Source organism: Xylanibacter caecicola (assembly GCF_013166515.1).
Taxonomy (GTDB): Bacteria; Bacteroidota; Bacteroidia; order Bacteroidales; family Bacteroidaceae; genus Prevotella; species Prevotella caecicola.
Map to the genome: position 1 here is coordinate 1 of NZ_JABKKJ010000017.1, position 23,981 is coordinate 23,981.

Here is a 23,981-nt window from a genome sequence, read left to right on the forward strand (position 1 = left end):
GACAATTACATTCGGAATGTCGGAAAGAAACTGAATCTCCGTCCACGCAAAAAACTCAATTTCTCAACTCCAAAAGAAGAATTCTTCAAACAAATCGCTATTTTTGCACTTGCCAGTTGAACCTGCGATAGCCGTTGCCTTCGTTCGTTTTTTTCAGTTCGTTCATGATTTCTTCTTGTTTTAATGTTATTTATGTTACCTTTGCGCAACGTCCCGATAGGGACCCTTGCGACACTGCAAAATTACAACAAAACTATCACTCCCACAATAAGTTACCGTGCGGTAACCCACTTACCCGACGGTAACTTTTGCTGAGTATCAGAGAGAAAAAAGATGAAAGAAGAACTAAAAAAATATGCAGACACCGCCGACTGCCCTATCCGCAACATCATTTCGCGCTTCAGTACCAAGTGGGGACTGCTGTTACTCACCATGCTCGGCGAGTGCCGTTACCTGCGGTTCGGAGAAATGGAACGCGCCCTACCCGACATCTCGCCCAAAGTACTTAGCTCAACGCTTAAGCAACTCGAAGCCGACGGATTGATAAGCCGCCGCGCCTATCCCGACGTACCGCCACGCGTAGAATACTCCATAACGTCCGAGGGCGACTCCCTGCTGCCCATCATCGCCGAACTGACGCAGTGGGCCGTGGCACGTATGGAGAAAAGAAAATCTGCACACAATCCTGTTTAAAGCAAATATAGATATGTCCATCCTATCCCACAACGCCACAAATTCCATTACATCCACACCAATGTCAGGCACTTCGCTTACTGCCGCCGATATACCCCGTCTGCGACTGCTCGCCCAACAACTTGACTCACCAAGATTTGATGACCCACACGATGCAGTAGAATGGATGGGCATGGTGCAGGCACAGGATTACAAATCGATGCGTTGGGCTGTGGCAATGCGCACGCGGCAACCATCCATAAATGCTTTCCGCCGCGCATACAACGAAAGACGCATCATCCGCACACATCTCTTCCGCTGCACTTGGCAACTTGTTGCCGCCGAGGACCTGCACTGGATGCTCTCGCTCTGTGCCGACCGCAACCGCCGCGCAATAAACAGTTATCTCGCATCACACGGGCACGTCATCAGCGAGAAAGAATATGCACGGTTCAACCGTATGATGGAAGAGATACTGCAAGGACATGACTCCATGCGCAAGGAAGAACTGACCACCGCGCTCTCTGAACGAGGGTTCAGCACTGACGAATATAGACTCTCCATATACCTTCGGCGTGCCGAGATTGACGGTATTATATGCAGCGGACACCTAGACGAGCGCCGGAACACATATGCCCTCATTGCCTCGCGCATATCATCGGAAGCCCAAAGTATGCCCGGACGTGAAAAGGCAATGGCGTTGCTGGCGCACAAATACTTCCGCAGCCATTCCCCCGCCACGCTGCGCGACTTCACTTGGTGGACAGGACTTCCTGTCAGAGAATGCCGCCGCGCCATATCTGCCATCGCAGCGGAACTGACAGAGCATACCATTGACGGCGATACCTACTATCTTCATCATGACATTTCCAACATCGCAACCACTCCAAACAACTTATCATCCACTCCTCACACACTACTCCTGCCGCCATACGATGAGTATCTCATAGGATACAAAAGCCGCCACCACGTGCTCGAAGACGACTTCCGTGCCTGCGCCTTCAGCAACAACGGCATCTTCCGTCCCGTAATAGTCAGCAACGGGCATATCGTTGGCAACTGGCATCCACGCACGGATCGTCTCGACTTCTTCCGCCCCGAATACCGCACGAACACAACAAATGCGCGCGCTACCTACTCGCGCTTCGCCGAGCTGTAGAGATAAACTCGCGCATCCAGAGCTACAATCCGCACCACAATCCGAAAATCACATACAAAACATAAACATGCGGTGGAACTGGCACGAAACCCATTCCACCACACAAATAACTGTCCAACAATACTCTTATAAAAATGTATTTCCGCTCTTATATTACCGTTTTTCACTCTTCTTTGAGAAACGGTCTTGCTTGATTAATTTACTAAGTTTAATATGACGGTACACTGCAACTTGAACACTTATCATGATAATGCCCTGTATATCCATTACAATACGGACATTTATTACCCTGAGAATTGTAATAAGCGACCCAAGAAGTGCGCGAACCACCTGAGTGAGGAGTTTTGGAAACACCTGTCCCTCCACATGATCTGCATTCTCTGTCTTCATTACGTCTTGAAATTGTTCCACCTCTCTTTGAAGCAGCCTGCGCGTCTGCCCATCGCTGAGCAGCTTGTCCACCATCCTCTCCCACTGAGGTGAATGTGTTAATCATATTTATACTCATATTTCCCATAGTGGATGTTATTCTTTCTTCCATTCTCTGCCTGTCTTCCGAAATCAGCACTGCATCTAACTGCATTGCTGGTGTACCGGCAAACTGCTGCGGCATATAAGAGGTTGAACCGTCACCATTCCGTTGAATCGCCCACAGTTTTCCGTATAAAGGATGATATATATACCCATCGTAGAAAGTAATTGCAACAATGCTTCCGCCGCCAAGTGTCTGTCCCGTTTGAGGGCAAAAACAACTGATCTGCCCATAACTGATAGTAGATTGGGCAAATGTACTTAAACATATTGCAAAAAGCAATATAAAACAAGAATATATTTTCTTCATAATACCATGATTTTTAATTAATTTGATTATGAAAAAGGCGTGTAACCATTCCTTTGCTTGCCTCATCTATCGGTTACCGCCAAGTGACCTGCACATTAACAAGCACAGAATAGTTCACGCCTTACTAGCGTGAACCTTCAGTCCGCTTGTTCTCAATGTGCGAATATTGGCGGTATTCATAGATGAGAGAACAAGAGCTAAAAGCTCAATATTTTATATAGTATGTTATATATGTCCTTTTTTCAAGTGTATCGGAACGGAGACGCTTTCTTCGGTTAGTTGGATTGTCTTTGCCGCCCGTGTTCCGGTGCGGCGTTTTTTCTACTGAACCCTGTGGGATGCAGCCTTCCGGCTGTCGTGTTCCCTGTTTCTGTTTTGCGTTCCTTTCTTCTCGTGTTTGTCTCTAAACCTCCTTTTTTAATTGTTTATGACTCTCCCGTGATACTCTTATAAGAAAGACGGGGTTGATACTGTTACATTAAGAGCATGTCATGATAAAGTCTGAATGGTAAGATGTTCCTCATCCCACACCACAGAATTTCATCATAAACCGTTGTGCCTTAAGCTGAACGATACGCAAAGATAGTACTTTTGTACGAAAATACAATTGTAAAACATTATAAAAGTGACACCAACGGTTGTTTTTCCATTTTTATTTACGTTTCTTTTATGCCGACAAACACATCGTACAATAAAAGCCCCAGCAGTGGAAGACATATCCGGATGTACTTATCCGGAACTCACTCTAATGTATGCATACCTACAAGTGGTTTATGCCGTCGCGGTATGCCTTAAGTTCCTCTTCGGGAAAGGATGCCATGGCACGGTCGAACTCTGCAAGCAAGGCGGCGCGGTCATGTGGCAAAGCACCGGTTACGGGCACAGTGTTTGATACGTGATGACCGAGAATATTGGTCCTGATAGTAAGCCGTTCGATAAGAGTGCGGGTCTCTGCGAGGCGCTCTATCTCGGGCGTCTCCTCGTAAGTACCGTCCACCACCTCACTATACAAACGCGACTCGGGAAACACTGTCAATGAAACGATGTTAATGATACAAGGATGCAAGCGGTTGAGAACATCGGCGGTGGCTGTGGCACTCGCCATGCCGTTGCCACGTCCGGCAAGCCCGTTGAGATAGAACACATTGTATCGTATGCCTGCCTCATCGAGTTTAGAGAGCTGGGCAAGGATATCAGCGGCAGTATATCCCTTGTCCATACGGTGCAGCGTAGGGTCGTGGGCAGTCTCCATGCCAATGTTTATACCGTCTAATCCGAGGTGGTGCAGGTTTTTGAGTTCGTCTATCGTTTTGGGTGCAATGTCGGTTACACGGGCAAACATGCCGAACGACACCATGTGGCGCAGATACTTTCGCATCAACAATGCCACGTCGAGCAGGCGTGAGTAGCTCAACGCCATAGGATTGGCGCCGGTAAGATAGACACGGCGGGCGCGGGGCTGCCATTGACGGATAACTTTGAGGTCGGTCTCAATCTCGGAGAGTGGCGACATGCGGAAGCGCGTGCCGTGGTACAGGGTACAGAACTTGCATCTGTGCCAGGTGCATCCGGAGGTAAGCTGTAGCAGTTGCGAGGCAGCCTCATAAGGCGGACGCCATACCTGTCCGGTGAAATGTAGTTGTGGCTGGTTCATAAAATTCATTGTTTTTGTTTAACTTTGCAGATGCAAAATTATACGATAAACGTCGTATTTGCAATGACTTACCAAAAGGTTTGACCCTTACCGGCAGGTTAGTATCGCTCATTGCAAAGACGTTACGAAGGAAAAGATATGGCAAAAAAATTGGACTACGGATATTGCAAGGCGGCTCCCATGCTCGAGTGGATAGGAAACAAATGGACACTTGTGGTGTTATTGAAAGTGGCGGAAAGCAACGGGACGATTCGTTTCAGCGAACTTTACCGCACCATTCCCTCATTGTCGGAGAAAGTTCTCGCGGCAGTACTGCGACAACTCTGTGCCGACGGTCTGCTCGAGCGCCGGCTTTATGCCGACGTGCCTCCACGAACGGAATACTCTGTCACGGAGTTCGGGCGCACGCTCCTACCCCACGTACAGGGACTGATTGAATGGGGACGTGAAAATTTCGATACGATTATGCACAACAGGGCACGGCTGCATCGTGATAGTATGAAGGATATAGAGGGAGGCAAAGGAAGATAAAAGGAGATAAAAGACGTATGCTTTGTTGATAAAAGTTTTAACCTATTGTCCTTTATTTTCCATGATGTATGCTAACGACTTCTTTCAACTTCGCATTTCAACATTCCTCCACTGATCGGACTTCCGACCGAGACGAAACTCCATTGGCGAAAGCCCCGTGTTACGGCGGAAGAAGCGGCATAGGTATGAGTCGTCTTCGAAACAGAAACGGGCGGCGATCTCCTTGACACTCATGTCGGTGTCTGCAAGAAGGGTTCTTATCTCCACCGTCAACTGTTGGTCGATGAGTGCCTTGGGTGAAGTGCCATATACGCTGCGACACACCTTATATAAATAGTCGGGTGTGATGTTTAGTGCATTTGCATAGAACTTCACATCGCGCCGATGCGGCGAGTGCCTCATAAGCAATGCCCAAAAGCGATTTGTCACGAAGCGAGCAGGATGTATGTCAGCGTCTTCTAATTTCATTCCGTGACGTGCCAACTCAACACCTATGGCAGAGAAAAGATTATAAGCCTCGTAACCCAGCATGACGGTACGTTCAGGCGGTTCAATGGCGGTAAGCAGATAGGCTGCACGCGAGAACCAATCGGCAACGAGTTGTACATGATGCGGTCCCAGAAACAGAACGGGCGAGGAAGAAAGTATGCCCCACAGCGATGTGTCCGGTATGCGATAATAAGCAGTCCAAAGTGTAGCGTCCGACAGCGAAACATAGCGCGCCGCGAAATCAACCGATACAGCCTCGGGCATGGCAAACATATCTTGCGTGACAACGAGCAGGCTACCGCAACGCAACGGTTTCTTCTGCATATTTACAGACACAACGGCACGACCTGCCGTGCACAAAAACAACAGGCATCCGGCGGTTCTTAGTGGGCGTCCTACACTTTGTTGCCAATCGGTTACGCCCGTAGAATCTTCTTTGTAAAGAATGTTCATACGGAGACAAAATTACTATATTTCCATAACATTACATCATTCCCAGTATTGATTTGTACCATTATACCCCGAAAAATCAACGTGCCACTGCATCTTTTTATCATTACCTTTGCACAATGAAAACAAATAAGGGAAATGTTATGAAAAAGAATGAGAGAAACCTCGACCGCGACAGGCTCGACTTTGGCGACGGAAAGATAGGTTCGCTATTTCGCGCACTTTTCTTTCCTACACTAATAGCAATGATTTTCACATCGGCACTGACTGTCATCGACGGAATATTCGTTGGTCATGGCGTTGGTGCGTGCGGCATTGCCTCGGTGAATATTGTGGCTCCGGTGTATATGCTGGGTACAGGCATCGGACTTATGTTCGGCGTCGGCGCATCGGTGATAGCAGGCATACGCATGTCGGAGGGCAACATCAAGACGGCGCGCATAGTCATGACACAGGCAATTGCCGTCGGTTCGCTGCTGATGGCGGTTATATGCGGCGTGTGTCTGCTTTTCCCACGGCATATTGTGGGCTTGCTTGGTGCCAGTATTATTCTCGAAACCGATGCCATACACTATCTGTTGTGGATGTTGCCGGGCATATTGTTCCTCTGCGTGCAATATGTCGGCATGATGCTTATCCGTCTTGACGGCTCACCGCGATATGCAATGTGGATACAGGTGGTGGTGGCTGCACTAAACATCGTACTGGATTGGTATTTTATCTTCCCGCTGCACATGGGTGTCATGGGCGCTGCAATTGCCACGTCTATTGCAAATGTGGCGGGCGGACTGACGGCATTGGCTTATTTTCCGCTATTCGGCGACCGTCTTCGCTTCTATCGTTTGAAACTATCCGTCACTTCGTTGCTGCTCACTCTGCGCAACACGGGCTACATGGCAAAGATTGGTTTTGCCACAATGCTCACCGAACTGGCAATGGGTGTGATGATGTTTACGGGCAACCGCATGTTTCTCTCAATACTTGATGAGGACGGTGTGGCAGCGTTTGCCGTGGTGTGCTATCTCTTCCCCGTGGTGTTCTCCATCGGAAACGCTGTGGCACAGTCGGCACAACCCATCATCAGCTACAACCACGGTGCCGGTCGTCACGACCGTGTGCGCCGCGCGCTGTGCCTGTCTCTGCAGGCTGCGCTGGTATCGGGACTGTTCGTCACGTTCTTCCTTGCGGCGGGTGCTGAGACAATAGCCACCCTATTCCTTCCCGTTGGCAGCAAAGCATGGTCGCTAACAGTGTCGGGGTTGCCCCGTTTTGCCGTGTGCGGAGTATTTTTCGCCGTTAACATCGCCTTCATCGGCTACTGGCAGAGCATAGAACATGCGACAAGATCCACGCTGCTGACGCTTCTGCGCGGCGTGATATTGCTCGTGCCGTGCTTCATGCTGCTGCCCCACATGGCGGGAGTGGCAGGACTTTGGTTTGCCATTCCATTGGCAGAGGCGCTCACCTGCGGCGTCATTACAGTGATGTGGCTGGGCGACAGGGGCGATAATACAAATAAGGCTAATTGGTCTAATAAGGCTAATAAGACCAATAAGACTAATAGGACCAATAAGGACTAATGGAAAAAGTCATGATACGGTTTTAAGTCCTACAATAGATGCTATCAGTGTGGTGATGAAAAACAGCCGCCAAAGGGTTGCGGGCTCGTGAAAAACAAGAATTCCCATAAGCACTGTGCCCACGGCTCCGATACCTGTCCATACGGGATATGCCGTTCCAAGGGGCAGGGTCTGCGTGGCTTTTGCCAGCAGCCCCATACTTAAGACTGTAAAAACGATGAAACCTCCCATCCAGCACCACCACTGTATGCCTTCGGTTGCCTTAGCACGACCCAGACAGAATGTAAAACCAACCTCGCAAAGCCCTGCGACAATAAGGATAATCCAATTCATAATAAAAAACGCGTTGCCTTCTTGAGGGCTGCAGAAATTCCCGGCGACTCCTTCCGAGGCGCTGCAAAATTACACATATTATTTCGTAAAAGGAGATTTTATAAGGAGATAAAAGAAGATAAGGGAAGATAAATGGAGATAAAAGACAAATGCCAGATTGCTTTTTCCAAAGCTATTGTCCTTTATCTTCTGTGGCTTTAGCCACATATCTTCCTCTATCTTCCTTTATCTCATTATAAGAATCTCCACATATCTTCCCCTATCTTCATTTATCTCCTTATAAAAATCTCCCCCCTATCTCCATTTTATTAAAAAACTTCATATTTTAAATCACTTTATTGTGGTTTACAAACAGATTATATATCTTTGTATTTTTGAAGACAGATTACGACGATTTGTCTTCACATCAACAGTTTTCATCTTATTTATATTATTATCCAAACTATGAAAAAAATATTCTTATTCCTCACATTATCCATGTTCATTTCATTGTACTGCAACGCACAGGAAGATCTTGACAAGAAGTATGCCACCGACTTGCTGAAATACGGGGAGCAGGCACCGGACTTCATCATATCCAACGGCGACAGTCTTGCCGGCAAACAGCTAAGTTCGCTGAAGGGCAAGTTCGTGGTACTCGACTTCTGGGCATCATGGTGTCCGGGCTGCCGCAAGGACATACCCGAAATGAAGGAACTTCACAGGCGGTACTCTTCGGATATGGTGGCGTTCGTCAGCGTTTCATTCGACACAAACAAGGAGGTTTGGCAGAAATGTGTACGCAACAACGGGATGTCATGGATACACCACAGCGAGCTGAAACCATGGAAACAAACAGGTATATCCAAAGACTACCACATTAAATGGCTGCCGACGATGTATCTCCTCGACACAAAAGGCAAGGTGATATTCGGCACGGTGGATATCATGAAGCTGAAATATGCACTGGAAGTGTTAGATTCTGCCTCGTACAAGATGATGACAAGTCATGCTAACTCTGCCGTGTACGCACGTTATCCTAAAGGTTGGAAAGGCGTCGTAAACTTCATAAGCAACAGCCTGCAATATCCCGAACTTGCAAAAAGCATAAAGGCGGAGGGCGAAGTGCTTATGCACTTCACGATAAACCCGGACGGAAGCATCACCGACATTACGGCAACCGAATGCAAGATAAACAGCTACGACAAAGCAAGTCTGGAAAAATATCCTGCAAAACAGCAGAAAGACATATACAACGAGTGTATACGCCTGTTTGCAAAAGAGGGATACCGCGTAATAAAAAGCATGAAGAAATGGCTGCCTGACCATGACAACAATGCAAAGCAGATACAAATGCACCAAAAGATAATGTTCTCATTCTTCTGAAACAACGGGAAGCAAAGAAGAAGATAAGGGAGATAAGGGAAGATAAAAGAAGATAGAGGGAGATATGTGGCTTGCGCCACAGGAGATAAGAGACAATAGAAGAAGGAGATAAAAGAAGATAAGGGAAGATAAATGGAGATAAAAGACAAATGCAACTGCTTTAGACAAGACCATTGTCTTTTATCTTCTGTGGCTTTAGCCACATATCTTCCTCTATCTCCTTTTATCTTCCTACTTATACACACATATAGCAACAACACTCACAAGTACAGGAAAGCATAAGAAACGCCTTATTTTATTACATAAATTAACAATGCCAAGTTCCGTTTTAACATGAAAAAGCCATGCTTCCCGAATATTTTCATCGCTCGCACGAAATATCCAAGTCTCATGAAGTTACCGACATTGAAAAATCACTTATATCTCTTCATGATAACATAAAATATGCCTTATTCTGCAATATATGCCATATTACTATGCAAAATACGCCATATTACCCTGCAAAGTGGCATATATTACATCGTAAAACATGGCGTTTAACACGCTAAAGATGCCTATTTTACAAGGTAAAACAGCATGTTTTACATGCCAATCATGCCCGAAACCATTATAAATATGCAGCAAAACGTGGTTTTAAGGAGTTGAAAAAACAGGCGGAAAACATCTTCTACGTGTTAAAAAATGTAATTTATCGCACTGCGATTGCACATTACCCGAAGTTCTGTGCACAATTCATGCCTTTACAATATCCTTTTTAACAAAATTAATTGCACAAACATCTGCTTTTGTGCAGAGGCTTTTCTATTTTACAACATAATAAGTGAAGAAAACGAAGTCGTGGTTTTAACCTATGAAAACACAAATTAACATAGAAAGCAACAAATATGAAATGCCGTTTACAAAAGCTATTTGGACCATTGATTTGCCACCGGATTAATACCTGCATATCTAAACCGAAATATTAAAAATCATGTAATGTCCGTCACTCCATGTCTATTAAAAACATAAAAGTGCCGAACATTACAATAAAAGCAACATTGCTCATGAGGCATGAGCAAAAGACATATTTTATTCCCCAGCCGTATTCTACCGCAACATTTGCCGACAAAACATATTATAATACAACTCCAGCCGTAACGGAAAAACCGGATGACGCCTTGACAATCTTGGCAAAATCGGTCAAGTCACGCTCATAACCAAGCCCAAGATAAAACCGACTTATTTCAAGTCCGGCACCTATATGCCATCCAAAAGAAACCGTCTTCATTCCTATACCGTCATCCGGAACACTATCCGCCCAATCCAATGTACCCCGCAGGTTCTTTGATTTAACCTCAGTCCGTCCTACTATATTCCCCCTCATGTATAATCCCGAATATGGAGAGAGCCTGAGGTTTGTATTTGGTATCTGAAACCTGCAAGTAAGATTGACCGGTACAAGCACCGAAAACAAGTGGTGTTTTAAATCCATATACTCATTCTCCTCGAAATCAACAAGGTCGTCCGTGCCCCAATTATAAGCGGCACGGAGTCCGGTCTCCATGTATAAAGGAACGGTCTGACTTACAGGAATACCTATTGTCCACGCCAAAGCAATGCCGTCAAGCGAGACATCGTAATCAATATATTTGACATCGGCACTCTTTGAACTGTAAGACAACGACATTCTGTTATATAACTTATAAGCCGCTTCCTTGGCAGCAGACGGGTTCTGTGCGTGCGCGCAAATAACAACAAACATGAAAACAACTGCAAATATAGACTTTCTCATTGTATAAAATATAATTAAATGTTAAGCAAATAAAAGTCCGACACCACGATAACAGACAATAAAAAAGCGCGGACCAATAACTTCGTCTACGCTTATCGAGGTATCGCCAAACACCATTGCCACATATACGAGTAAAAGCCCACGCCATAGGCGTGAGCATTAACTTTCACTCTTGTGGCTTATTTTTAATTTGGCGAATTTCGATAAGCAAGAATATAAGCTAACGCTTCTTTATTTATATGTCTTTATATGACTGTTTATATCATAAGCTCTTTAATTTTAAGATTTGACATTACTTGAAATTATAAACTGTATCACTATAACAGACGTATCACCATACACTGTATGAATTGTTGCAAAAATACGAATTATCTGTGACAAGGGCAAAAATACTACAAATATCTTTATCTGTATCCGTAAACCAAAAGACCGCAACATGGGTATTGTTCCCTACGTTGCGGTCTTTTGGTTTACGGATAAAATCATTTAGAACGGCAGATCGTCCGCGCTGCTTTCCTCAGATGCCGGTGCAAACGGTGCAGCGGAAGCCTGTGCAGCAGGAGCACCGGGTGCCGGCGGAAAGGCTTCTGTGGCAGAAGGCTGTGGCGCCTGTGCGGCAGCCTGAGCCGCCATGGGGTCTATGCGCTCCACTTTCCATGCGTTTATACTGTTAAACCAGCGTCCGTTATACTCACGAGCGTCTATATCCACGCTTACGCGCAGTTCCTCGCCGCTCTGTATGTTCATGGTTGCAAGCCTGTCTGCCCCGAAAACCCTGAAACAACACTTGCGTGGATACTGCTCGTGCGTCTCTATTACAAACTCCTGCGACTTCCAGGCATTGCCTGTACGGGCAGAAACACCGCTCTGTTCCGGAAGAACCATGATTATCTTTCCTTCTATTTCCATATTCTTGTTTTTATATCTCGATTTATACAGTCTGCGAAATTAATAAAATAGTTCTAAATTAAGGAACTTTCCACCTTGTTTTTTTGTATTACGATATGTTTTTTGTATTTTTGTAGCTGCATTTTGTATAAATAAAAACATATTAAAATAAACCACCTATGAGACTAACACTGTCAAGCACGACTCTAAACAGCCGTCTTTCCACATTGTCTAAAGTTCTGAACAGCAAGAACTCACTGCCGATATTGGACTGCTTCTTGTTTGAAATAAACAACAATATACTGACTATCACGGCATCGGACAGCGAGAATGTGATGAAATCGACCATGCAACTTGACGAATCGGACGCCGACGGACAGTTCGCCATAAACAGCCACACCATACTCGACGCGGTAAAAGAACTGCCGGAGCAGCCACTGACACTCGACGTGGACACCGCAACAATGGCTGTAAAGGTTGTCTACCAGAACGGTGTGTACAACTTCACGGCACAAAACGCCGACGAATATCCACGCACACAGGAACTTCCGGCAAACGTAACAACGCTGACGCTTCCGGCAAACATACTGGCTAACAACATCACACGCTCGATATTCGCCACGGCAAACGAAGAGTTGCGCCCCGTGATGAACGGCATCTACTTCGACCTGACGGCAGATGCGCTGGCAATCGTGGCAAGCGACGGGCACAAGTTGGTAAGAAACAAGAACTTCAATATAAAGAGCGAGACACCGGCGGCATTCATATTGCCCAAGAAACCGGCAAACCTGCTGAAAAACGTGCTTGCAAAAGACGAGGGAGACGCCGTGATACGCTTTGACGACCGCAACGCGGAAATAACCTTCAACGAGGGTTCGCTCGTATGCCGGCTTATAGAAGGGCGCTATCCAAACTACAACTCCGTGATACCGCAGAACAACCCGAACCACATGACGATAGACCGCAGGGTGCTTATAGGGGCACTGCGCCGCGTACTGCCGTTTGCAAGCGAGAGCAGCCAGCTTGTACGCCTGCACATCGAAACGGGCAAGCTCGAAATATCGTCGGAGGACATAGACTTCTACACAAGTGCAAAGGAAGAAATCGTATGCGACTATATCGGCAATCCGATGAGCATAGGGTTCAAGGGACCGTCACTGACAGACATTCTGAACAACCTTGACAGCGAGGAAGTGACCATGGAGCTTGCCGACCCGAGCCGCCCATGTCTCATCATCCCGTCCGAACAGCCCGAGAACGAGGACATACTGATGCTCATAATGCCGATGTTGCTCAACGACTGATTGCAGAACGTTCTTAAAGAAATAGAATATACATGAAAAAAGGGAGGCTGTGCGCAAAAACACATCCTCGCCTTTTTATTTATAAATACAGTAAAACAATTAAAGAAAAATAGATGTTCGAAATTAATTACTAAACAAATAACGTACGATATAATGGTAAAATAAATAATAGCATCTACCGATTAATATATATACGTTTAATTTTGAACATCTACTTAACGGCAGAAACCGGTTATTTATCATTATGAAACTAAACCTAACAAAACCCCTGATTGTCTTCGACCTGGAGACAACAGGGTTGGATCTTGTAAAAGACAGAGTAATCCAGATATCTTATATCAAAGCCAATCCCGACGGAACGGAAAAACGACAGAACCTCTTTGTAAACCCGGGCAAGCCCATACCGCAGGAAATAACAGAGCTTACGGGCATCTCAAACGATGACGTTAAGGGACAGCCTACATTCAAGGAGCTGGCGGCAGGACTGGCAGAGGAGTTCAAGGGATGTGACTTTGCCGGCTTCAACTCCAACCACTTCGACATTCCGATGCTCGCCGAAGAGTTCCTGCGTGCCGGCATTGACTTTGATTTCAGCAGGTGCCGACTGATAGACGTGCAGACAATATTCCACAAAATGGAACGCCGCAATCTCGCTGCCGCATACAAATTCTACTGCGGACGCAAGATGGAGGACGACTTTGAGGCGCACAGAGCCGACCAGGACACCGAGGCGACATACAGGGTGCTGCAAGCCGAACTGGACATGTATGCACCGGGAAAGCAGGAAGAACCGGAGCGGCAGCTGAACAACGACATGGACGAACTGGCTGAATTCTCGAAGACAAACAACAATGTTGACTTTGCAGGACGCATAGTATGGAAGGAAATGAAAGACGCTGCAGGCAATGTACTTACCGACAAGGACGGCAAGCCAAGACTTCAGGAGGCATTTAACTTCGGAAAATACAAAGGTTGGAGCGTGGCGGAAGTGCTGAACCGCGACCCGGGCTACTTCAGTTGGATGCTCAGCAACGACTTTACCTACAACACCAAGCAGGTACTGACACGCATCAGGCTGAAAGAATATACTAACAGGAAAGGCTAAGAAACATTATAAGACAGTCTTATGCTAAAAGGAAAAAAGATAGTCTTAGGCATAACAGGCAGCATAGCTGCATACAAATCATGCCTCATAATACGCGAACTGATAAAGCGCGGGGCGGAAGTGCAAGTCGTAATCACACCGGCAGGCAAGGAGTTCATCACTCCCATAACACTGTCTGCGCTGACCCATAAGCCCGTCATAAGCGAGTTTTTCTCACAACGCGACGGTACATGGAACTCGCATGTAGACCTCGGTCTTTGGGCAGACGCCATGCTCATAGCGCCATGTACGGCAAGTACAATAGGGAAAATGGCAGGCGGAGTGGCGGACAACATGCTCATAACGACTTATCTGTCGATGAAAGCTCCGGTATTTGTTGCTCCGGCTATGGACCTCGACATGTTTGCACACCCGTCAACCCAGCAGAACCTGAAACGGCTTCAGGAATATGGAAACATTATCATCGAACCGCAAAAGGGCTTTCTGGCAAGCGGACTTGAGGGAAAGGGGCGCATGGAAGAACCGGAGATTATCGCTGAAATACTGGAACATCATTTCGACAACAAACCGCAAGAACTGAAAGGAAAGAAAATAGTCATAACGGCAGGACCCACATACGAGAAGATAGACCCGGTGAGGTTTATAGGCAACTATTCAAGTGGAAAAATGGGCTTTGCCATTGCCGAGGAGTGTGCTGCACGCGGAGCGGACGTAAGACTCATAGCCGGTCCGGTAAGCATGAAGGCATCATCGCGCATTAAAAGAACCGATGTGGAAAGCTGTGAGGAGATGTATAACGCGACAGTAGCCGAATTTAAGGATGCCGATGCGGCGATATTGTGTGCCGCCGTGGCTGATTTCCGCCCCGAACACACGGAAGAGCAGAAAATAAAGCGTGGCAACGAGGACATGGTCATACGCCTTTCTCCGACACATGACATTGCCCGGCATCTTGGAAAAATAAAGAGACCCGACCAGCGACTCGTAGGTTTCGCCCTCGAAACAAATGACGAGGAAAGCAATGCACGCAAAAAACTTGAAAAGAAAAATCTGGACTTCATCGTGCTGAACTCCACACGCAACGAGGGAACGACATTCAGGAGCGACGACAACAAGATAACGATAATATCCAAAGACTCCGTGAAAGAATATGAAAAGAAGCCTAAAACGGAGGTTGCTGCGGATATTGTGGATGAACTTGTACGCAGGTTCTTGAATTGATTATTGCTTGGTAAGTTTGGCGACATAAGAGAATAAAAAGTAGATAGAGGAAGATAGAAGCAGATATGTGGCTATGCCACGGAAGATAAAAGACAATAGTCTTAGAACAAGGACATCGCCTTTTATCTCATTCTCTTATCTTCCTCTATCCTTTTATCTCCTGTTCACGCATTATAAAGCATACGTCTTTTATCTTCTTATTATCTCCCTTTATCTTCTTTTATCTACTACTGACGGCTTTAAAACGACCTTACTCTTTCATAAAAGACTTATAAACCAGCCCCGATATATCGGCTATCATACGCTCCGTGTCCTCCATATTGCAGCACGAAGACTCTATGAACACAGCTATAGCATAATGCCTGCCGTCGGGAAGCATGACAAAACCCACATCATTTATGCCTTGCGGTAAGCCTTCGGGCGACGTAAAGCCGGTACCTGTCTTATGACCTATAACGGCACCTGTTGACAAAAGCGGCGCAGACAGGCGTTTTTGCCCTGTATTGCAGGAAACCAATGTTTCCATAAGAAATTCATTATAAACGGGTAAATAAAGCCTTTCCGTAAAAAGCTTGTTTATCAATGCAGCTGCCGACAAAGGATAGTTCCAGTTCTTTACGGACAATTCATGATTATTGAACATCTCCTTTTCGTTCACCTTTATTGCAAACCCGTCAATTCCCAAACTCCTTATATATCCGTCTGTATCATTTGTTCCGACGACCCTGTCGAAAAGGATATCGCACGCGTTATTGTCGCTTTGTTGCAAAGAATACTTCAACAGTCCGGCAACAGATATTCTGAAGTTACCTTTCGGACAAGCATCACGCATAGGACTGTAAGTCTCCGGATGCAAATCCTCGTCAGATATAAAAAGCAATGAATCAAGAGATATTCCTTTATTCTGCATTGTTTCCACAACTGCCATTGCCTGATACAGCTTCATAACGCTATTCATGGGGTAGCGCCTGTCATTGTTCACACATACGGTATCATTGGTATCGGTAATCACGGCAACGCCTATCTTCGCCCGGCATGAGCGGACATAAGACAACAGTTCTTTTTCCAACGACCTGCCTCGGGCACCGCATATAACGGATATCATCAACGCGAAAACCATAAGAAACGCAGCCTTACAAAAAACATTGCGGTTAATCATATAAATTATAAATGGTGTGGATTAAATCAATAACATATATAACACTGCGTACAAAATTAATAAATATATCATTAACAATACATGTTTATTTTCCGGATTTTCATGGTTAACAGGTATAAACGGTATCAACGGCAGTCTGTTTTCTTATAAAAAAACCGACAGCTATCCCATGAAATCCATGATATCAAGTATAAGCATGTTTCATTTTTTACGATAGCATCTATAAGAACAACCACATGCAAATATGTATGCATAAGTTTATAAACAAATAACTTTGCACAAAAATAAAAGAAAGGAAAATCATGACATCTGCATTATTCAACATCAATGACACATGGATTATCTATGGATGTATCACATTAGTATTGTTAACTGCATTCGGTAGTAAGGTTTGGCACAAGGTAAACAAGCTGAACAGCAAATATCACATCATAACATGGGATAACAATACTATATATACGCAAGATGACGAGGACGAAGACTATGAATGAAGGCAATGTGTTCCCGGTAGATTTCCTTGCAGACTATGCGGCAACCATACTGAGATGTGGGGCGACAACGGTAAGAACAGAGAAGAATGTGCAAAGGATTGCCGGCGCATGCGGTTATCATGCGGAAATAAACATTTATCCACGCCACGTGGATGTAAATGTTACGAATGTCGGGAATGGAAAGAACACGACGAGAAGCAGGGCGATACCCGACTGGGAAATAAACTTCTCTACCATAACGGCACTAAGCAGACTTAGCTGGAGATGTCACGACAGACATCCGAAACAGGAGATAATAATGAGACAATACCGCCGGATAGTGAATGCACGGAGAATTTCATCGTCGGCGGTAATATCGCTTACGGCACTCGCAAACGCATCGTTCTGCCGTCTGTTCGGCGGCGACTACGCATCGATGGCTATAGTGCTTGTTGCCACTGCATGTGGTTTTTATATGAAAGGAAACCTTTGCAGCAAATGGAAACTGGACGCAAGAGCCGCCATATTCATGGCAGGATGTGTGTCGGCAATACTGTCGTGCGCCGGTTATGTATTCAATATAGGCAAGACACCCGACGTTGCACTTGCCACTTCCGTGCTCTATCTCGTACCGGGAATACATTATCTCAATGCGGCAAGCGACCTTATCAATCGCCATTATATATGCGCAATATGCCGTTTCATTCATGCGGGAATAATGACAATATGCCTGTCTACTGGGCTTTATGCAGCCATGACGATAATGAGAATAGGATTAACACACTGAAATATACCTTTTATATAATGTTACCGATAATTGAAGATTGCTTTTTTGCAGCAATAGCAGCAGTCGGATTCGGAAGTATAAGCAATATTCCGACAAGAGCTTTCTATGGATGCGCATTTCTTGCCGCAGCCGGACATGGCACACGCACCTTGCTGATGGGTATGTCATGTATATCCATAATATGGGCAAGTCTCGCAGGAAGCATCGTCATCGGACTGTTATCCATTCCGGTCTCGTCACACCTGAAAACACCGGCTGAAAGCATGTCATATCCGGCTCTTCTGCCTATGATACCGGGAATGTATGCCTATCGGACAATAAACGCACTTCTGCAATGCACCGAACCAAGCCCGGACAACATTCTCATACACAACCTTTGCACAATGAGTTACAACGGACTGGTATGCACTATCATAATATTATTGATGCTTATAGGTGTCACCATACCTATATTCTTTTTTGATAAATATTCGTTCTCTGCTACAAGATGATTTTATTAACTTTGCAACAGGGTTATGTACCTGACATATAAATATAATAAATAATATGGAACTAAGACATCTTAAATCATTCATGTCATTAGCTCGTCTTCTGAATTTCTCTGAAGCTGCAAGGGAAATGTACGTGACGCAAAGCACTTTTTCACAGACAATAAAACAGCTTGAAGAAGAACTGGACTGCCTTCTGTTCTTTAGGAATTCGCACGAAGTGTCTCTGACGGAAGCGGGTAAGGAACTCATGCCATACGCAGAAAAAACCCTACAAATGGCTGAAAACTGTACAAACCGCATGGAGGATTTGCGTGAACTGAAATGTGGTACATTAAACATTGGCGTAACCCATTCGTTCAACATGGTAATGAATGATACGGTAAAAGACTTTATTCACCGGTATCCCGGAATACATCTGAACATTGTATACAAACCGATGGAGGAACTTATAAAAAGGCTTGCATGCCGAGAACTTGACTTCGTACTGTCATTCCGCCCCACTGAATACTATCCGCAAATAGAATCGCATATCTTGTTTGACGACCATTTGTCTGTAATAGTCAACAGAAATCATCCACTTGCAGAAAAAAACAATATCTCTCTTCACGACCTCGAAAGATATCCTGCTGCACTGCCGGCAAAGGGATTACAGGCACGCAACATGCTCGACAAGATACTTGCTGACAGTGTGACAGCACTGAACATACGTGTGGAAATAGACGAAGTGACACCATTGCTACGTTTAGTACGAAATACAGGCATGTACACTATTCTATCCAACTCTGCCACAGAAGAAGATGACTGTTTAAAAGCAATCCCGATAAACCGCGATGACTGCCGGATGGAAGGTTCCGTACAGATGCTTAAAGGAACATATAAAAAGAAATCATCAAAAGAATTCATACGTATCTTATGCGAAACATCACTCGTTAAGAAAAGAATAAACGACTGGCTAAAGTAGGATTTATTATTATCCGGCAGATAATTCTCTACAATAAAAATAAATAGTCCGCAAGAAAATAACAACACTGCATTCAACGTCACATCACATTGCAGAATACATACTATTAAAACAAAAACCCCGATAAACCGCATGGCTTATCGGGATTTTATATAAAACTGCTTTACAGTGCGAAAATTATTCTTCTACTGTTGTCTCCTCTGCTACGGGAGCTTCTTCAACCGGTGCTTCTTCTGCCTTTACTTCCGGCTTTGCATTCGCGTCAACAACCTTTACAGGTACTTCAACCTCAACTTCCTTGTGGAAGCATATCTTTGCAGAAAAGTCGCCGACAGTCTTGATATCGTTCATTACGATAATCTTGCGGTCAATATCAAATCCTTTCTTCTTCAGCTCTTCAGCCACGATGTTTGCATTTACCGAACCGTAAGTAACACCTGTAGCACTGACCTTAGTCTCAATAACAAGCACAACACCGTTAAGAGCCTCAGCCTTCTTCTCAGCCTCAGCCTTGATAGCTGCCAGTTTGTGAGCCTGCTGCTTAAGGTTCTCAGCAAGAATCTTCTTTGCAGAAGGTGATGCGATAACGCCTTTACCTTGAGGAATAAGGTAATTACGACCGTAACCGGACTTTACGTTTACTATATCGTTCTTATATCCTAAGCCGATAATATCTTCTTTCAATATTATTTCCATAATTCTTATAAGTTTTGAGTTTCTTTGTCTTTGAGTTTTTTAGTTTTGAGTTTTATTGAAAACCTACAAACTTACGAACTCATAAACTTACATTTTATTTCATCATATCAGTTACATAAGGAAGCAGGGCTATCTGGCGTGCACGCTTGACAGCCTGAGCCACACGGCGCTGATACTTCAGTGAAGTTCCTGTGATACGACGGGGAAGAATCTTTCCCTGCTCGTTGAGGAATTTCTTCAAGAACTCAGGATCCTTATAATCAATATACTTTATACCGCTCTTCTTAAAACGGCAATACTTCTTCTTCTTTGTATCCACTGAAGGTGGAGTCAAATATCTTATTTCTGATTCTTGTGCTGCCATGATTTAAGCCTCCTCTTTTTTAGCAAATTTGTTTCTTCTCTTCTCGGCATACTGTACAGCGTACTTGTCGAGCTTCACTGTCATAAAGCGGATAACCTTCTCATCACGACGGTATCCTGTCTCAAGAGTTTTGATTACTTCCGGCTCTGCCTTGAATTCCAACAGGCAATAGAAACCTGTAGATTTCTTCTGAATAGCATAAGCCATCTTCTTCAATCCCCAAGTCTCTTCGTTCAAGATCTCAGCACCTTTATCGGTAAGAACCTTCTTGAATTTAGCGACCGCTTCCTTCATCTGCTCATCAGACAAAACGGGAGTTAAAATGAAAACGGTTTCGTATTGATTCATACTAATTTAAATAATTAATTAAATGTTAATTTGCAAAATGCGGTGCAAAATTACATCTTTTTATTTATATATGGTAAACAAACGACATGAAACCGCATTGCTTTTAACTTATTTTTTATTTTATTACGATAAACGACCGGTGATTTTATATCAAAGGACCGGTCTTCTGCCAATTATTCTACGTATCTTTGACTTCGACTACGTCTTCGTCTTATATACTCACGCTCGGCAAAAAACAAATGAATTTGTTGTTTTGCTCTCGACTTATTCGTATATTTGACTCACAAAATTGGCTTCGCCACCGCGAACCGGGCTAAAAAAGCCCGACTTCCGCTATTTTGTTTTGTCGAATATTCTGCGTATCTTTGCAAACACAATGGCTCACATTCCAAGAAAATATATAAGCGACATTGGCTTATGGCTCGTCTATGCAGGTCTGACAATGCTTATCACCTGTAGCCTTTTCATCCGAAGCAACGTCAACACAATGTTGTTTCTATCCGTTTTTCTTGTCATAGTGGGAATAATCGTGCATGTATTAGCTACGAAGAAAGAAAGCAAGTACTGAATTTTCAGTCTTTCAATGCCCCTATAATCTCTGTAACCGACTTGCATCCATGGCTGTCAAGCCATTCGTTTATACCGTCTCTGACCTTTACCGACACTGCAGGGTCGATAAAATTAGCCGTACCTATCTCTATAGCAGTAGCCCCTGCAAGCATAAACTCTATTGCATCTTTTGCATTGCATATACCTCCAAGACCTACAACCGGAATATTCACAGCCTTTGCTGTCTGCCATACCATGCGCAAAGCCACTGGCTTCACCGCCGGACCGCTCAATCCTCCTGTCCCTATACTTAGCATCGGTGTGCGCCGTTCTATGTCTATAGCCATACCCATAAGAGTATTTATCAGCGAAACACTATCAGCTCCTTCTGCCTCAACAGCACGTGCAATCTCGGATATGTCAGTAACATTTGGCGACAGTTTTACGATCAGCGTCTTATGATATCGTGCACGCACAGCCTTTACTACGCTTGCCGCACCCTCACAGGTAACACCAAACGCCATACCTCCCTGGCGCACATTAGGACACGAAATATTAAGCTCTATTGCCGGAATATTCTCCAACGCATCTATGCGGGCTGCACACTCGGCATAGTCGTCTGGCGAAGAACCGCTCACATTCACTATCATATTGGTATCTATATCCTTGATCTGAGGATATATATGCTCGCAGAAATAGTCCACGCCCTTATTCTGAAGCCCCACGCAGTTGAGCATTCCCGATGCCGTCTCCACCATGCGCGGATAATCATTTCCCTGTCTCGAACGGAGCGTTGTTCCCTTGACTATTATGCCGCCGATACCGTCTAAAGGCATGAAATCGGCAAATTCCAAACCATATCCGAATGTACCCGATGCCGTCATAACCGGATTTTTCAGACACAAATCCTTTATTCTAACTCTTAAATCTGCCATAACAGTTTTTTTGTATTAAACACCGGACCTTCCTTACATACACACAAATTACCCTCATCCGTGCCTTCTACGCAGCACAGACAGGCTCCGACACCGCATGCCATCTTATTCTCGAGCGACACTTCACAGTCCGTACCCGTCCGTGCGGCATACTTTGCCACAGCCATCATCATAGGCTTGGGACCGCAAGTACTTATCCTGTCAAACGTCTCGGAAGACAATATGGAGTGGTTTGTGACAAATCCTTTTTCGCCTGCCGTGCCGTCTTCCGTCGTCACGCACACGCGCCCGTACTTTTTAAACTCATCGATCATAAGCAAATCGCCTGCCGAACGGGCTCCCAACAAAAACGTCGGCTCACAGCCCATATCCGCCATCACGCGTCCCATATACAGCAACGGAGCCACACCAACGCCGCCTCCGACAAGCAGAATACGCTTGTTTTTGTCTTCCGGCAAGGTAAATCCGTTGCCCAAAGGCAGCATACAGTTAAGCTTGTCGCCACCTTTCAGACCGGCAAGCCTGCGCGTACCGTCTCCCACGGTAGCTACAAGAAGCCACAACAGGTTTGTATCCCGGTCGACCATGTTTATTGAAATGGGGCGGCGAAGAAACGTAGAAGGCGAACCGTCTACTCTCACCTCTACAAACTGACCGGGTTTCATATCCGGCAACGGAGCCTCGCTTGTGAGTTTTATAAGCACATACTTATCGTTTATATGCTCTACGGATACCACCGTAAGATCCAATACATACTTTTTCATCACACATTATTATATATTAAGGAAATGCCTGTCCTAAACACACCCTGTATGCCACATAAAAGACATTGCGTATGCAAAGATACGCTAAAATAGCGCAAATGCGGCATCCACCTCCTTATTTTTTAGGTACGAAACTCTCGTATGTCTGGTCGTCAAAGAAGACCCTTATCTCCGTTATCTTGCGCACGGGGCGTTCTGCTTGCCCAAGGTTGATGTTCATGGCAGTATCGGCGACACGCCTTGCATTCTGCGCACGATTGTCTTGTCCGTATGTCGTATGGGCAACCGGAGCATCCATGAAGTCAAGAGCCGGTTCGCTGCCATATCCGCCATTGTTTTCTTTCTGTACGGCATCATTACCCTCTACCTCGTCCACAAACATTGTCCCTCTGCCGAACATCAACCAGTCGGTACTTATGGCAGGCATTTTGCTTTTTATAGCCTCCACGGTGTTGATTGTAGGTTTGGTACGATCGTTGAAGATGCTGCTGAGCGAAGCGGGAGACATTCCTATGAAGTTGGCGAACGTCTGTTGCGTCATGTGCTGCGCCTCCATTATCTGCTTAATTCTGTCTTTCATAAAGCTGTTATATAATAAATATGGACTGAAAGTCCGCTTTTTCAAAGATTTTACAAAGGTAAAGCATTTTTCTGACACAGACAACAAATGTAAAGAAAACATACAAACACGAATATTGAATTTATTTATTTAAATTTGTAAATATAAATACATGTTTATTGTATATCCGCTATTTACAAACACAAATGTAAATTGACGTCTTTAAAGACTCGAAAATCATTTATACAGAGATTTTTCGTAATTACATGACTGTAAAATGGTTAATTACAACAAAATTAAACCTTTATTTACCAATATGCATTATAATATCGAGTATAATGCCGTTTTTTAGTAGTCACGACAACATATTTTTACATAAATACGGTGATTTTCAACTACTTATGTTGCATAAACAATATTGTATAAATATACGTATTCGTATTTAAATGTAAATATTTGTATCTTTAATTGTTTATTTAAGCACTGAGATTATTTACAACAACAAATTATTTATCGTTGTAAAATGTAAATTTAA

General features: G+C 44.7%; 26 protein-coding genes and 1 pseudogene. 14 read left to right on the top strand and 13 right to left on the bottom strand.

The window, feature by feature from the left end; all coding sequences use genetic code 11:
* The 3 genes and pseudogenes from HPS54_RS13125 to HPS54_RS09510 form a co-directional block, all read left to right on the top strand.
* Positions 1 to 120 (top strand): annotated as a pseudogene (locus HPS54_RS13125) (IS30 family transposase); the annotation flags it as partial.
* A gap of 213 nt (positions 121 to 333) precedes the next feature.
* A complete protein-coding gene (locus HPS54_RS09505; RefSeq protein ID WP_172345215.1) occupies positions 334 to 693 on the top strand; it encodes a winged helix-turn-helix transcriptional regulator in 360 nt (119 codons plus the stop codon).
* A 13-nt stretch (positions 694 to 706) separates the two neighbouring features.
* Complete coding sequence (locus HPS54_RS09510) at positions 707 to 1,831, top strand: winged helix DNA-binding domain-containing protein (protein WP_172345216.1); 1,125 nt, start codon at positions 707 to 709, stop codon at positions 1,829 to 1,831.
* A gap of 208 nt (positions 1,832 to 2,039) precedes the next feature.
* Here the strand turns inward: HPS54_RS09510 and HPS54_RS09515 are convergent, their stop codons facing one another.
* On the bottom strand, positions 2,040 to 2,672 hold the full coding sequence (locus HPS54_RS09515; protein WP_172345217.1) for a hypothetical protein: 633 nt from the start codon (positions 2,670 to 2,672) through the stop codon (positions 2,040 to 2,042).
* 760 nt (positions 2,673 to 3,432) lie between these two features.
* A complete protein-coding gene (locus HPS54_RS09520) occupies positions 3,433 to 4,335 on the bottom strand; it encodes a radical SAM protein (RefSeq protein WP_253951983.1) in 903 nt (300 codons plus the stop codon).
* A 129-nt stretch (positions 4,336 to 4,464) separates the two neighbouring features.
* On the opposite strand from HPS54_RS09520, the gene HPS54_RS09525 reads away from it, so the two are divergent.
* Positions 4,465 to 4,857 (top strand): winged helix-turn-helix transcriptional regulator, encoded by a 393-nt coding sequence (locus HPS54_RS09525; RefSeq protein WP_172345218.1) that lies wholly within the window; start codon positions 4,465 to 4,467, stop codon positions 4,855 to 4,857.
* A gap of 84 nt (positions 4,858 to 4,941) precedes the next feature.
* On the opposite strand, the gene HPS54_RS09530 is transcribed toward HPS54_RS09525, so the two are convergent.
* A complete protein-coding gene (locus HPS54_RS09530; RefSeq protein WP_172345219.1) occupies positions 4,942 to 5,799 on the bottom strand; it encodes a helix-turn-helix domain-containing protein in 858 nt (285 codons plus the stop codon).
* A gap of 140 nt (positions 5,800 to 5,939) precedes the next feature.
* Here HPS54_RS09530 and HPS54_RS09535 point away from each other — a divergent pair, with 140 nt between their 5' ends.
* The gene (locus HPS54_RS09535; protein ID WP_172345220.1) at positions 5,940 to 7,376 is read left to right on the top strand and encodes an MATE family efflux transporter; all 1,437 of its coding nucleotides are present in this window, start codon (positions 5,940 to 5,942) and stop codon (positions 7,374 to 7,376) included.
* 9 nt (positions 7,377 to 7,385) lie between these two features.
* On the opposite strand, the gene HPS54_RS09540 is transcribed toward HPS54_RS09535, so the two are convergent.
* On the bottom strand, positions 7,386 to 7,709 hold the full coding sequence (locus tag HPS54_RS09540) for a DMT family transporter (protein ID WP_172345221.1): 324 nt from the start codon (positions 7,707 to 7,709) through the stop codon (positions 7,386 to 7,388).
* A gap of 444 nt (positions 7,710 to 8,153) precedes the next feature.
* Between HPS54_RS09540 and HPS54_RS09545 the strand changes: the two genes are divergently transcribed.
* The gene (locus HPS54_RS09545) at positions 8,154 to 9,074 is read left to right on the top strand and encodes a thioredoxin-like domain-containing protein (protein ID WP_172345222.1); all 921 of its coding nucleotides are present in this window, start codon (positions 8,154 to 8,156) and stop codon (positions 9,072 to 9,074) included.
* Between the two features lie 1,114 nt (positions 9,075 to 10,188).
* Here HPS54_RS09545 and HPS54_RS09550 read toward each other — a convergent pair.
* Together HPS54_RS09550 and HPS54_RS09555 are read right to left on the bottom strand one after the other, a co-directional pair.
* Positions 10,189 to 10,845: a hypothetical protein gene (locus tag HPS54_RS09550; RefSeq protein ID WP_172345223.1), complete on the bottom strand. Its 657-nt coding sequence runs from the start codon at positions 10,843 to 10,845 to the stop codon at positions 10,189 to 10,191.
* A 486-nt stretch (positions 10,846 to 11,331) separates the two neighbouring features.
* Positions 11,332 to 11,754 (bottom strand): DUF3127 domain-containing protein, encoded by a 423-nt coding sequence (locus HPS54_RS09555; protein ID WP_172345224.1) that lies wholly within the window; start codon positions 11,752 to 11,754, stop codon positions 11,332 to 11,334.
* Positions 11,755 to 11,912: 158 nt separating this feature from the next.
* Here HPS54_RS09555 and dnaN point away from each other — a divergent pair, with 158 nt between their 5' ends.
* From dnaN to coaBC, 3 genes are all read left to right on the top strand, one after another.
* Entirely contained in the window at positions 11,913 to 13,037 is a 1,125-nt protein-coding gene (gene dnaN / locus HPS54_RS09560) for a DNA polymerase III subunit beta (protein ID WP_172345225.1), read from the top strand.
* Between the two features lie 244 nt (positions 13,038 to 13,281).
* A complete protein-coding gene (locus tag HPS54_RS09565; protein WP_172345226.1) occupies positions 13,282 to 14,142 on the top strand; it encodes a 3'-5' exonuclease in 861 nt (286 codons plus the stop codon).
* A gap of 21 nt (positions 14,143 to 14,163) precedes the next feature.
* Positions 14,164 to 15,363: a bifunctional phosphopantothenoylcysteine decarboxylase/phosphopantothenate--cysteine ligase CoaBC gene (gene coaBC, locus HPS54_RS09570; protein ID WP_172345227.1), complete on the top strand. Its 1,200-nt coding sequence runs from the start codon at positions 14,164 to 14,166 to the stop codon at positions 15,361 to 15,363.
* Positions 15,364 to 15,613: 250 nt separating this feature from the next.
* Here coaBC and bla read toward each other — a convergent pair whose 3' ends face one another.
* On the bottom strand, positions 15,614 to 16,483 hold the full coding sequence (bla, locus tag HPS54_RS09575) for a class A beta-lactamase (protein WP_172345228.1): 870 nt from the start codon (positions 16,481 to 16,483) through the stop codon (positions 15,614 to 15,616).
* 341 nt (positions 16,484 to 16,824) lie between these two features.
* Here bla and HPS54_RS09580 point away from each other — a divergent pair, with 341 nt between their 5' ends.
* From HPS54_RS09580 to HPS54_RS09595, 4 genes are read left to right on the top strand one after another with little or no spacing between them, the layout of a single operon-like run.
* On the top strand, positions 16,825 to 17,013 hold the full coding sequence (locus HPS54_RS09580) for a hypothetical protein (protein ID WP_172345229.1): 189 nt from the start codon (positions 16,825 to 16,827) through the stop codon (positions 17,011 to 17,013).
* Complete coding sequence (locus HPS54_RS09585) at positions 17,006 to 17,779, top strand: threonine/serine exporter family protein (RefSeq protein ID WP_172345230.1); 774 nt, start codon at positions 17,006 to 17,008, stop codon at positions 17,777 to 17,779. The genes HPS54_RS09580 and HPS54_RS09585 overlap by 8 nt, the downstream gene beginning before the upstream one ends.
* Positions 17,780 to 17,796: 17 nt before the next feature.
* Positions 17,797 to 18,270 carry a threonine/serine exporter family protein gene (locus HPS54_RS09590; RefSeq protein WP_172345231.1) on the top strand — a complete coding sequence of 158 codons (474 nt, stop codon included), beginning with the start codon at positions 17,797 to 17,799 and terminating at the stop codon, positions 18,268 to 18,270.
* 55 nt (positions 18,271 to 18,325) lie between these two features.
* Positions 18,326 to 19,231 carry a LysR family transcriptional regulator gene (locus HPS54_RS09595; RefSeq protein ID WP_172345232.1) on the top strand — a complete coding sequence of 302 codons (906 nt, stop codon included), beginning with the start codon at positions 18,326 to 18,328 and terminating at the stop codon, positions 19,229 to 19,231.
* 177 nt (positions 19,232 to 19,408) lie between these two features.
* Here the strand turns inward: HPS54_RS09595 and rplI are convergent, their stop codons facing one another.
* From rplI to rpsF, 3 genes are all read right to left on the bottom strand, one after another.
* A complete protein-coding gene (rplI, locus tag HPS54_RS09600) occupies positions 19,409 to 19,927 on the bottom strand; it encodes a 50S ribosomal protein L9 (RefSeq protein WP_172345233.1) in 519 nt (172 codons plus the stop codon).
* 94 nt (positions 19,928 to 20,021) lie between these two features.
* Complete coding sequence (gene rpsR, locus HPS54_RS09605) at positions 20,022 to 20,246, bottom strand: 30S ribosomal protein S18 (RefSeq protein WP_352230687.1); 225 nt, start codon at positions 20,244 to 20,246, stop codon at positions 20,022 to 20,024.
* A gap of 48 nt (positions 20,247 to 20,294) precedes the next feature.
* Positions 20,295 to 20,639 carry a 30S ribosomal protein S6 gene (rpsF, locus tag HPS54_RS09610; RefSeq protein ID WP_172345235.1) on the bottom strand — a complete coding sequence of 115 codons (345 nt, stop codon included), beginning with the start codon at positions 20,637 to 20,639 and terminating at the stop codon, positions 20,295 to 20,297.
* A 376-nt stretch (positions 20,640 to 21,015) separates the two neighbouring features.
* On the opposite strand from rpsF, the gene HPS54_RS09615 reads away from it, so the two are divergent.
* Positions 21,016 to 21,207, top strand: a complete 192-nt coding sequence (locus tag HPS54_RS09615; protein WP_172345236.1) for a hypothetical protein — start codon at positions 21,016 to 21,018, stop codon at positions 21,205 to 21,207.
* 4 nt (positions 21,208 to 21,211) lie between these two features.
* On the opposite strand, the gene HPS54_RS09620 is transcribed toward HPS54_RS09615, so the two are convergent.
* The 3 genes from HPS54_RS09620 to HPS54_RS09630 form a co-directional block, all read right to left on the bottom strand.
* Entirely contained in the window at positions 21,212 to 22,123 is a 912-nt protein-coding gene (locus HPS54_RS09620; protein ID WP_172345237.1) for a dihydroorotate dehydrogenase, read from the bottom strand.
* Positions 22,111 to 22,887, bottom strand: a complete 777-nt coding sequence (locus HPS54_RS09625) for a dihydroorotate dehydrogenase electron transfer subunit (RefSeq protein WP_172345238.1) — start codon at positions 22,885 to 22,887, stop codon at positions 22,111 to 22,113. Before HPS54_RS09625 ends, HPS54_RS09620 begins: the two co-directional genes overlap by 13 nt.
* 115 nt (positions 22,888 to 23,002) lie before the next feature.
* Complete coding sequence (locus HPS54_RS09630; RefSeq protein WP_172345239.1) at positions 23,003 to 23,467, bottom strand: helix-turn-helix domain-containing protein; 465 nt, start codon at positions 23,465 to 23,467, stop codon at positions 23,003 to 23,005.
* Positions 23,468 to 23,981 lie beyond the last annotated feature (514 nt).

Bases quoted from the DNA above. Each gene is read 5' to 3' on its own strand.
- HPS54_RS09505 (WP_172345215.1), top strand. From the start codon at position 334: ATGAAAGAAGAACTAAAAAAATATGCAGACACCGCCGACTGCCCTATC.
- HPS54_RS09510 (WP_172345216.1), top strand. From the start codon at position 707: ATGTCCATCCTATCCCACAACGCCACAAATTCCATTACATCCACACCA.
- HPS54_RS09515 (WP_172345217.1), bottom strand. From the start codon at position 2,672: ATGAAGAAAATATATTCTTGTTTTATATTGCTTTTTGCAATATGTTTA.
- HPS54_RS09520 (WP_253951983.1), bottom strand. From the start codon at position 4,335: ATGAATTTTATGAACCAGCCACAACTACATTTCACCGGACAGGTATGG.
- HPS54_RS09525 (WP_172345218.1), top strand. From the start codon at position 4,465: ATGGCAAAAAAATTGGACTACGGATATTGCAAGGCGGCTCCCATGCTC.
- HPS54_RS09530 (WP_172345219.1), bottom strand. From the start codon at position 5,799: ATGAACATTCTTTACAAAGAAGATTCTACGGGCGTAACCGATTGGCAA.
- HPS54_RS09535 (WP_172345220.1), top strand. From the start codon at position 5,940: ATGAAAAAGAATGAGAGAAACCTCGACCGCGACAGGCTCGACTTTGGC.
- HPS54_RS09540 (WP_172345221.1), bottom strand. From the start codon at position 7,709: ATGAATTGGATTATCCTTATTGTCGCAGGGCTTTGCGAGGTTGGTTTT.
- HPS54_RS09545 (WP_172345222.1), top strand. From the start codon at position 8,154: ATGAAAAAAATATTCTTATTCCTCACATTATCCATGTTCATTTCATTG.
- HPS54_RS09550 (WP_172345223.1), bottom strand. From the start codon at position 10,845: ATGAGAAAGTCTATATTTGCAGTTGTTTTCATGTTTGTTGTTATTTGC.
- HPS54_RS09555 (WP_172345224.1), bottom strand. From the start codon at position 11,754: ATGGAAATAGAAGGAAAGATAATCATGGTTCTTCCGGAACAGAGCGGT.
- dnaN (WP_172345225.1), top strand. From the start codon at position 11,913: ATGAGACTAACACTGTCAAGCACGACTCTAAACAGCCGTCTTTCCACA.
- HPS54_RS09565 (WP_172345226.1), top strand. From the start codon at position 13,282: ATGAAACTAAACCTAACAAAACCCCTGATTGTCTTCGACCTGGAGACA.
- coaBC (WP_172345227.1), top strand. From the start codon at position 14,164: ATGCTAAAAGGAAAAAAGATAGTCTTAGGCATAACAGGCAGCATAGCT.
- bla (WP_172345228.1), bottom strand. From the start codon at position 16,483: ATGGTTTTCGCGTTGATGATATCCGTTATATGCGGTGCCCGAGGCAGG.
- HPS54_RS09580 (WP_172345229.1), top strand. From the start codon at position 16,825: ATGACATCTGCATTATTCAACATCAATGACACATGGATTATCTATGGA.
- HPS54_RS09585 (WP_172345230.1), top strand. From the start codon at position 17,006: ATGAATGAAGGCAATGTGTTCCCGGTAGATTTCCTTGCAGACTATGCG.
- HPS54_RS09590 (WP_172345231.1), top strand. From the start codon at position 17,797: ATGTTACCGATAATTGAAGATTGCTTTTTTGCAGCAATAGCAGCAGTC.
- HPS54_RS09595 (WP_172345232.1), top strand. From the start codon at position 18,326: ATGGAACTAAGACATCTTAAATCATTCATGTCATTAGCTCGTCTTCTG.
- rplI (WP_172345233.1), bottom strand. From the start codon at position 19,927: ATGGAAATAATATTGAAAGAAGATATTATCGGCTTAGGATATAAGAAC.
- rpsF (WP_172345235.1), bottom strand. From the start codon at position 20,639: ATGAATCAATACGAAACCGTTTTCATTTTAACTCCCGTTTTGTCTGAT.
- HPS54_RS09615 (WP_172345236.1), top strand. From the start codon at position 21,016: ATGGCTCACATTCCAAGAAAATATATAAGCGACATTGGCTTATGGCTC.
- HPS54_RS09620 (WP_172345237.1), bottom strand. From the start codon at position 22,123: ATGGCAGATTTAAGAGTTAGAATAAAGGATTTGTGTCTGAAAAATCCG.
- HPS54_RS09625 (WP_172345238.1), bottom strand. From the start codon at position 22,887: ATGAAAAAGTATGTATTGGATCTTACGGTGGTATCCGTAGAGCATATA.
- HPS54_RS09630 (WP_172345239.1), bottom strand. From the start codon at position 23,467: ATGAAAGACAGAATTAAGCAGATAATGGAGGCGCAGCACATGACGCAA.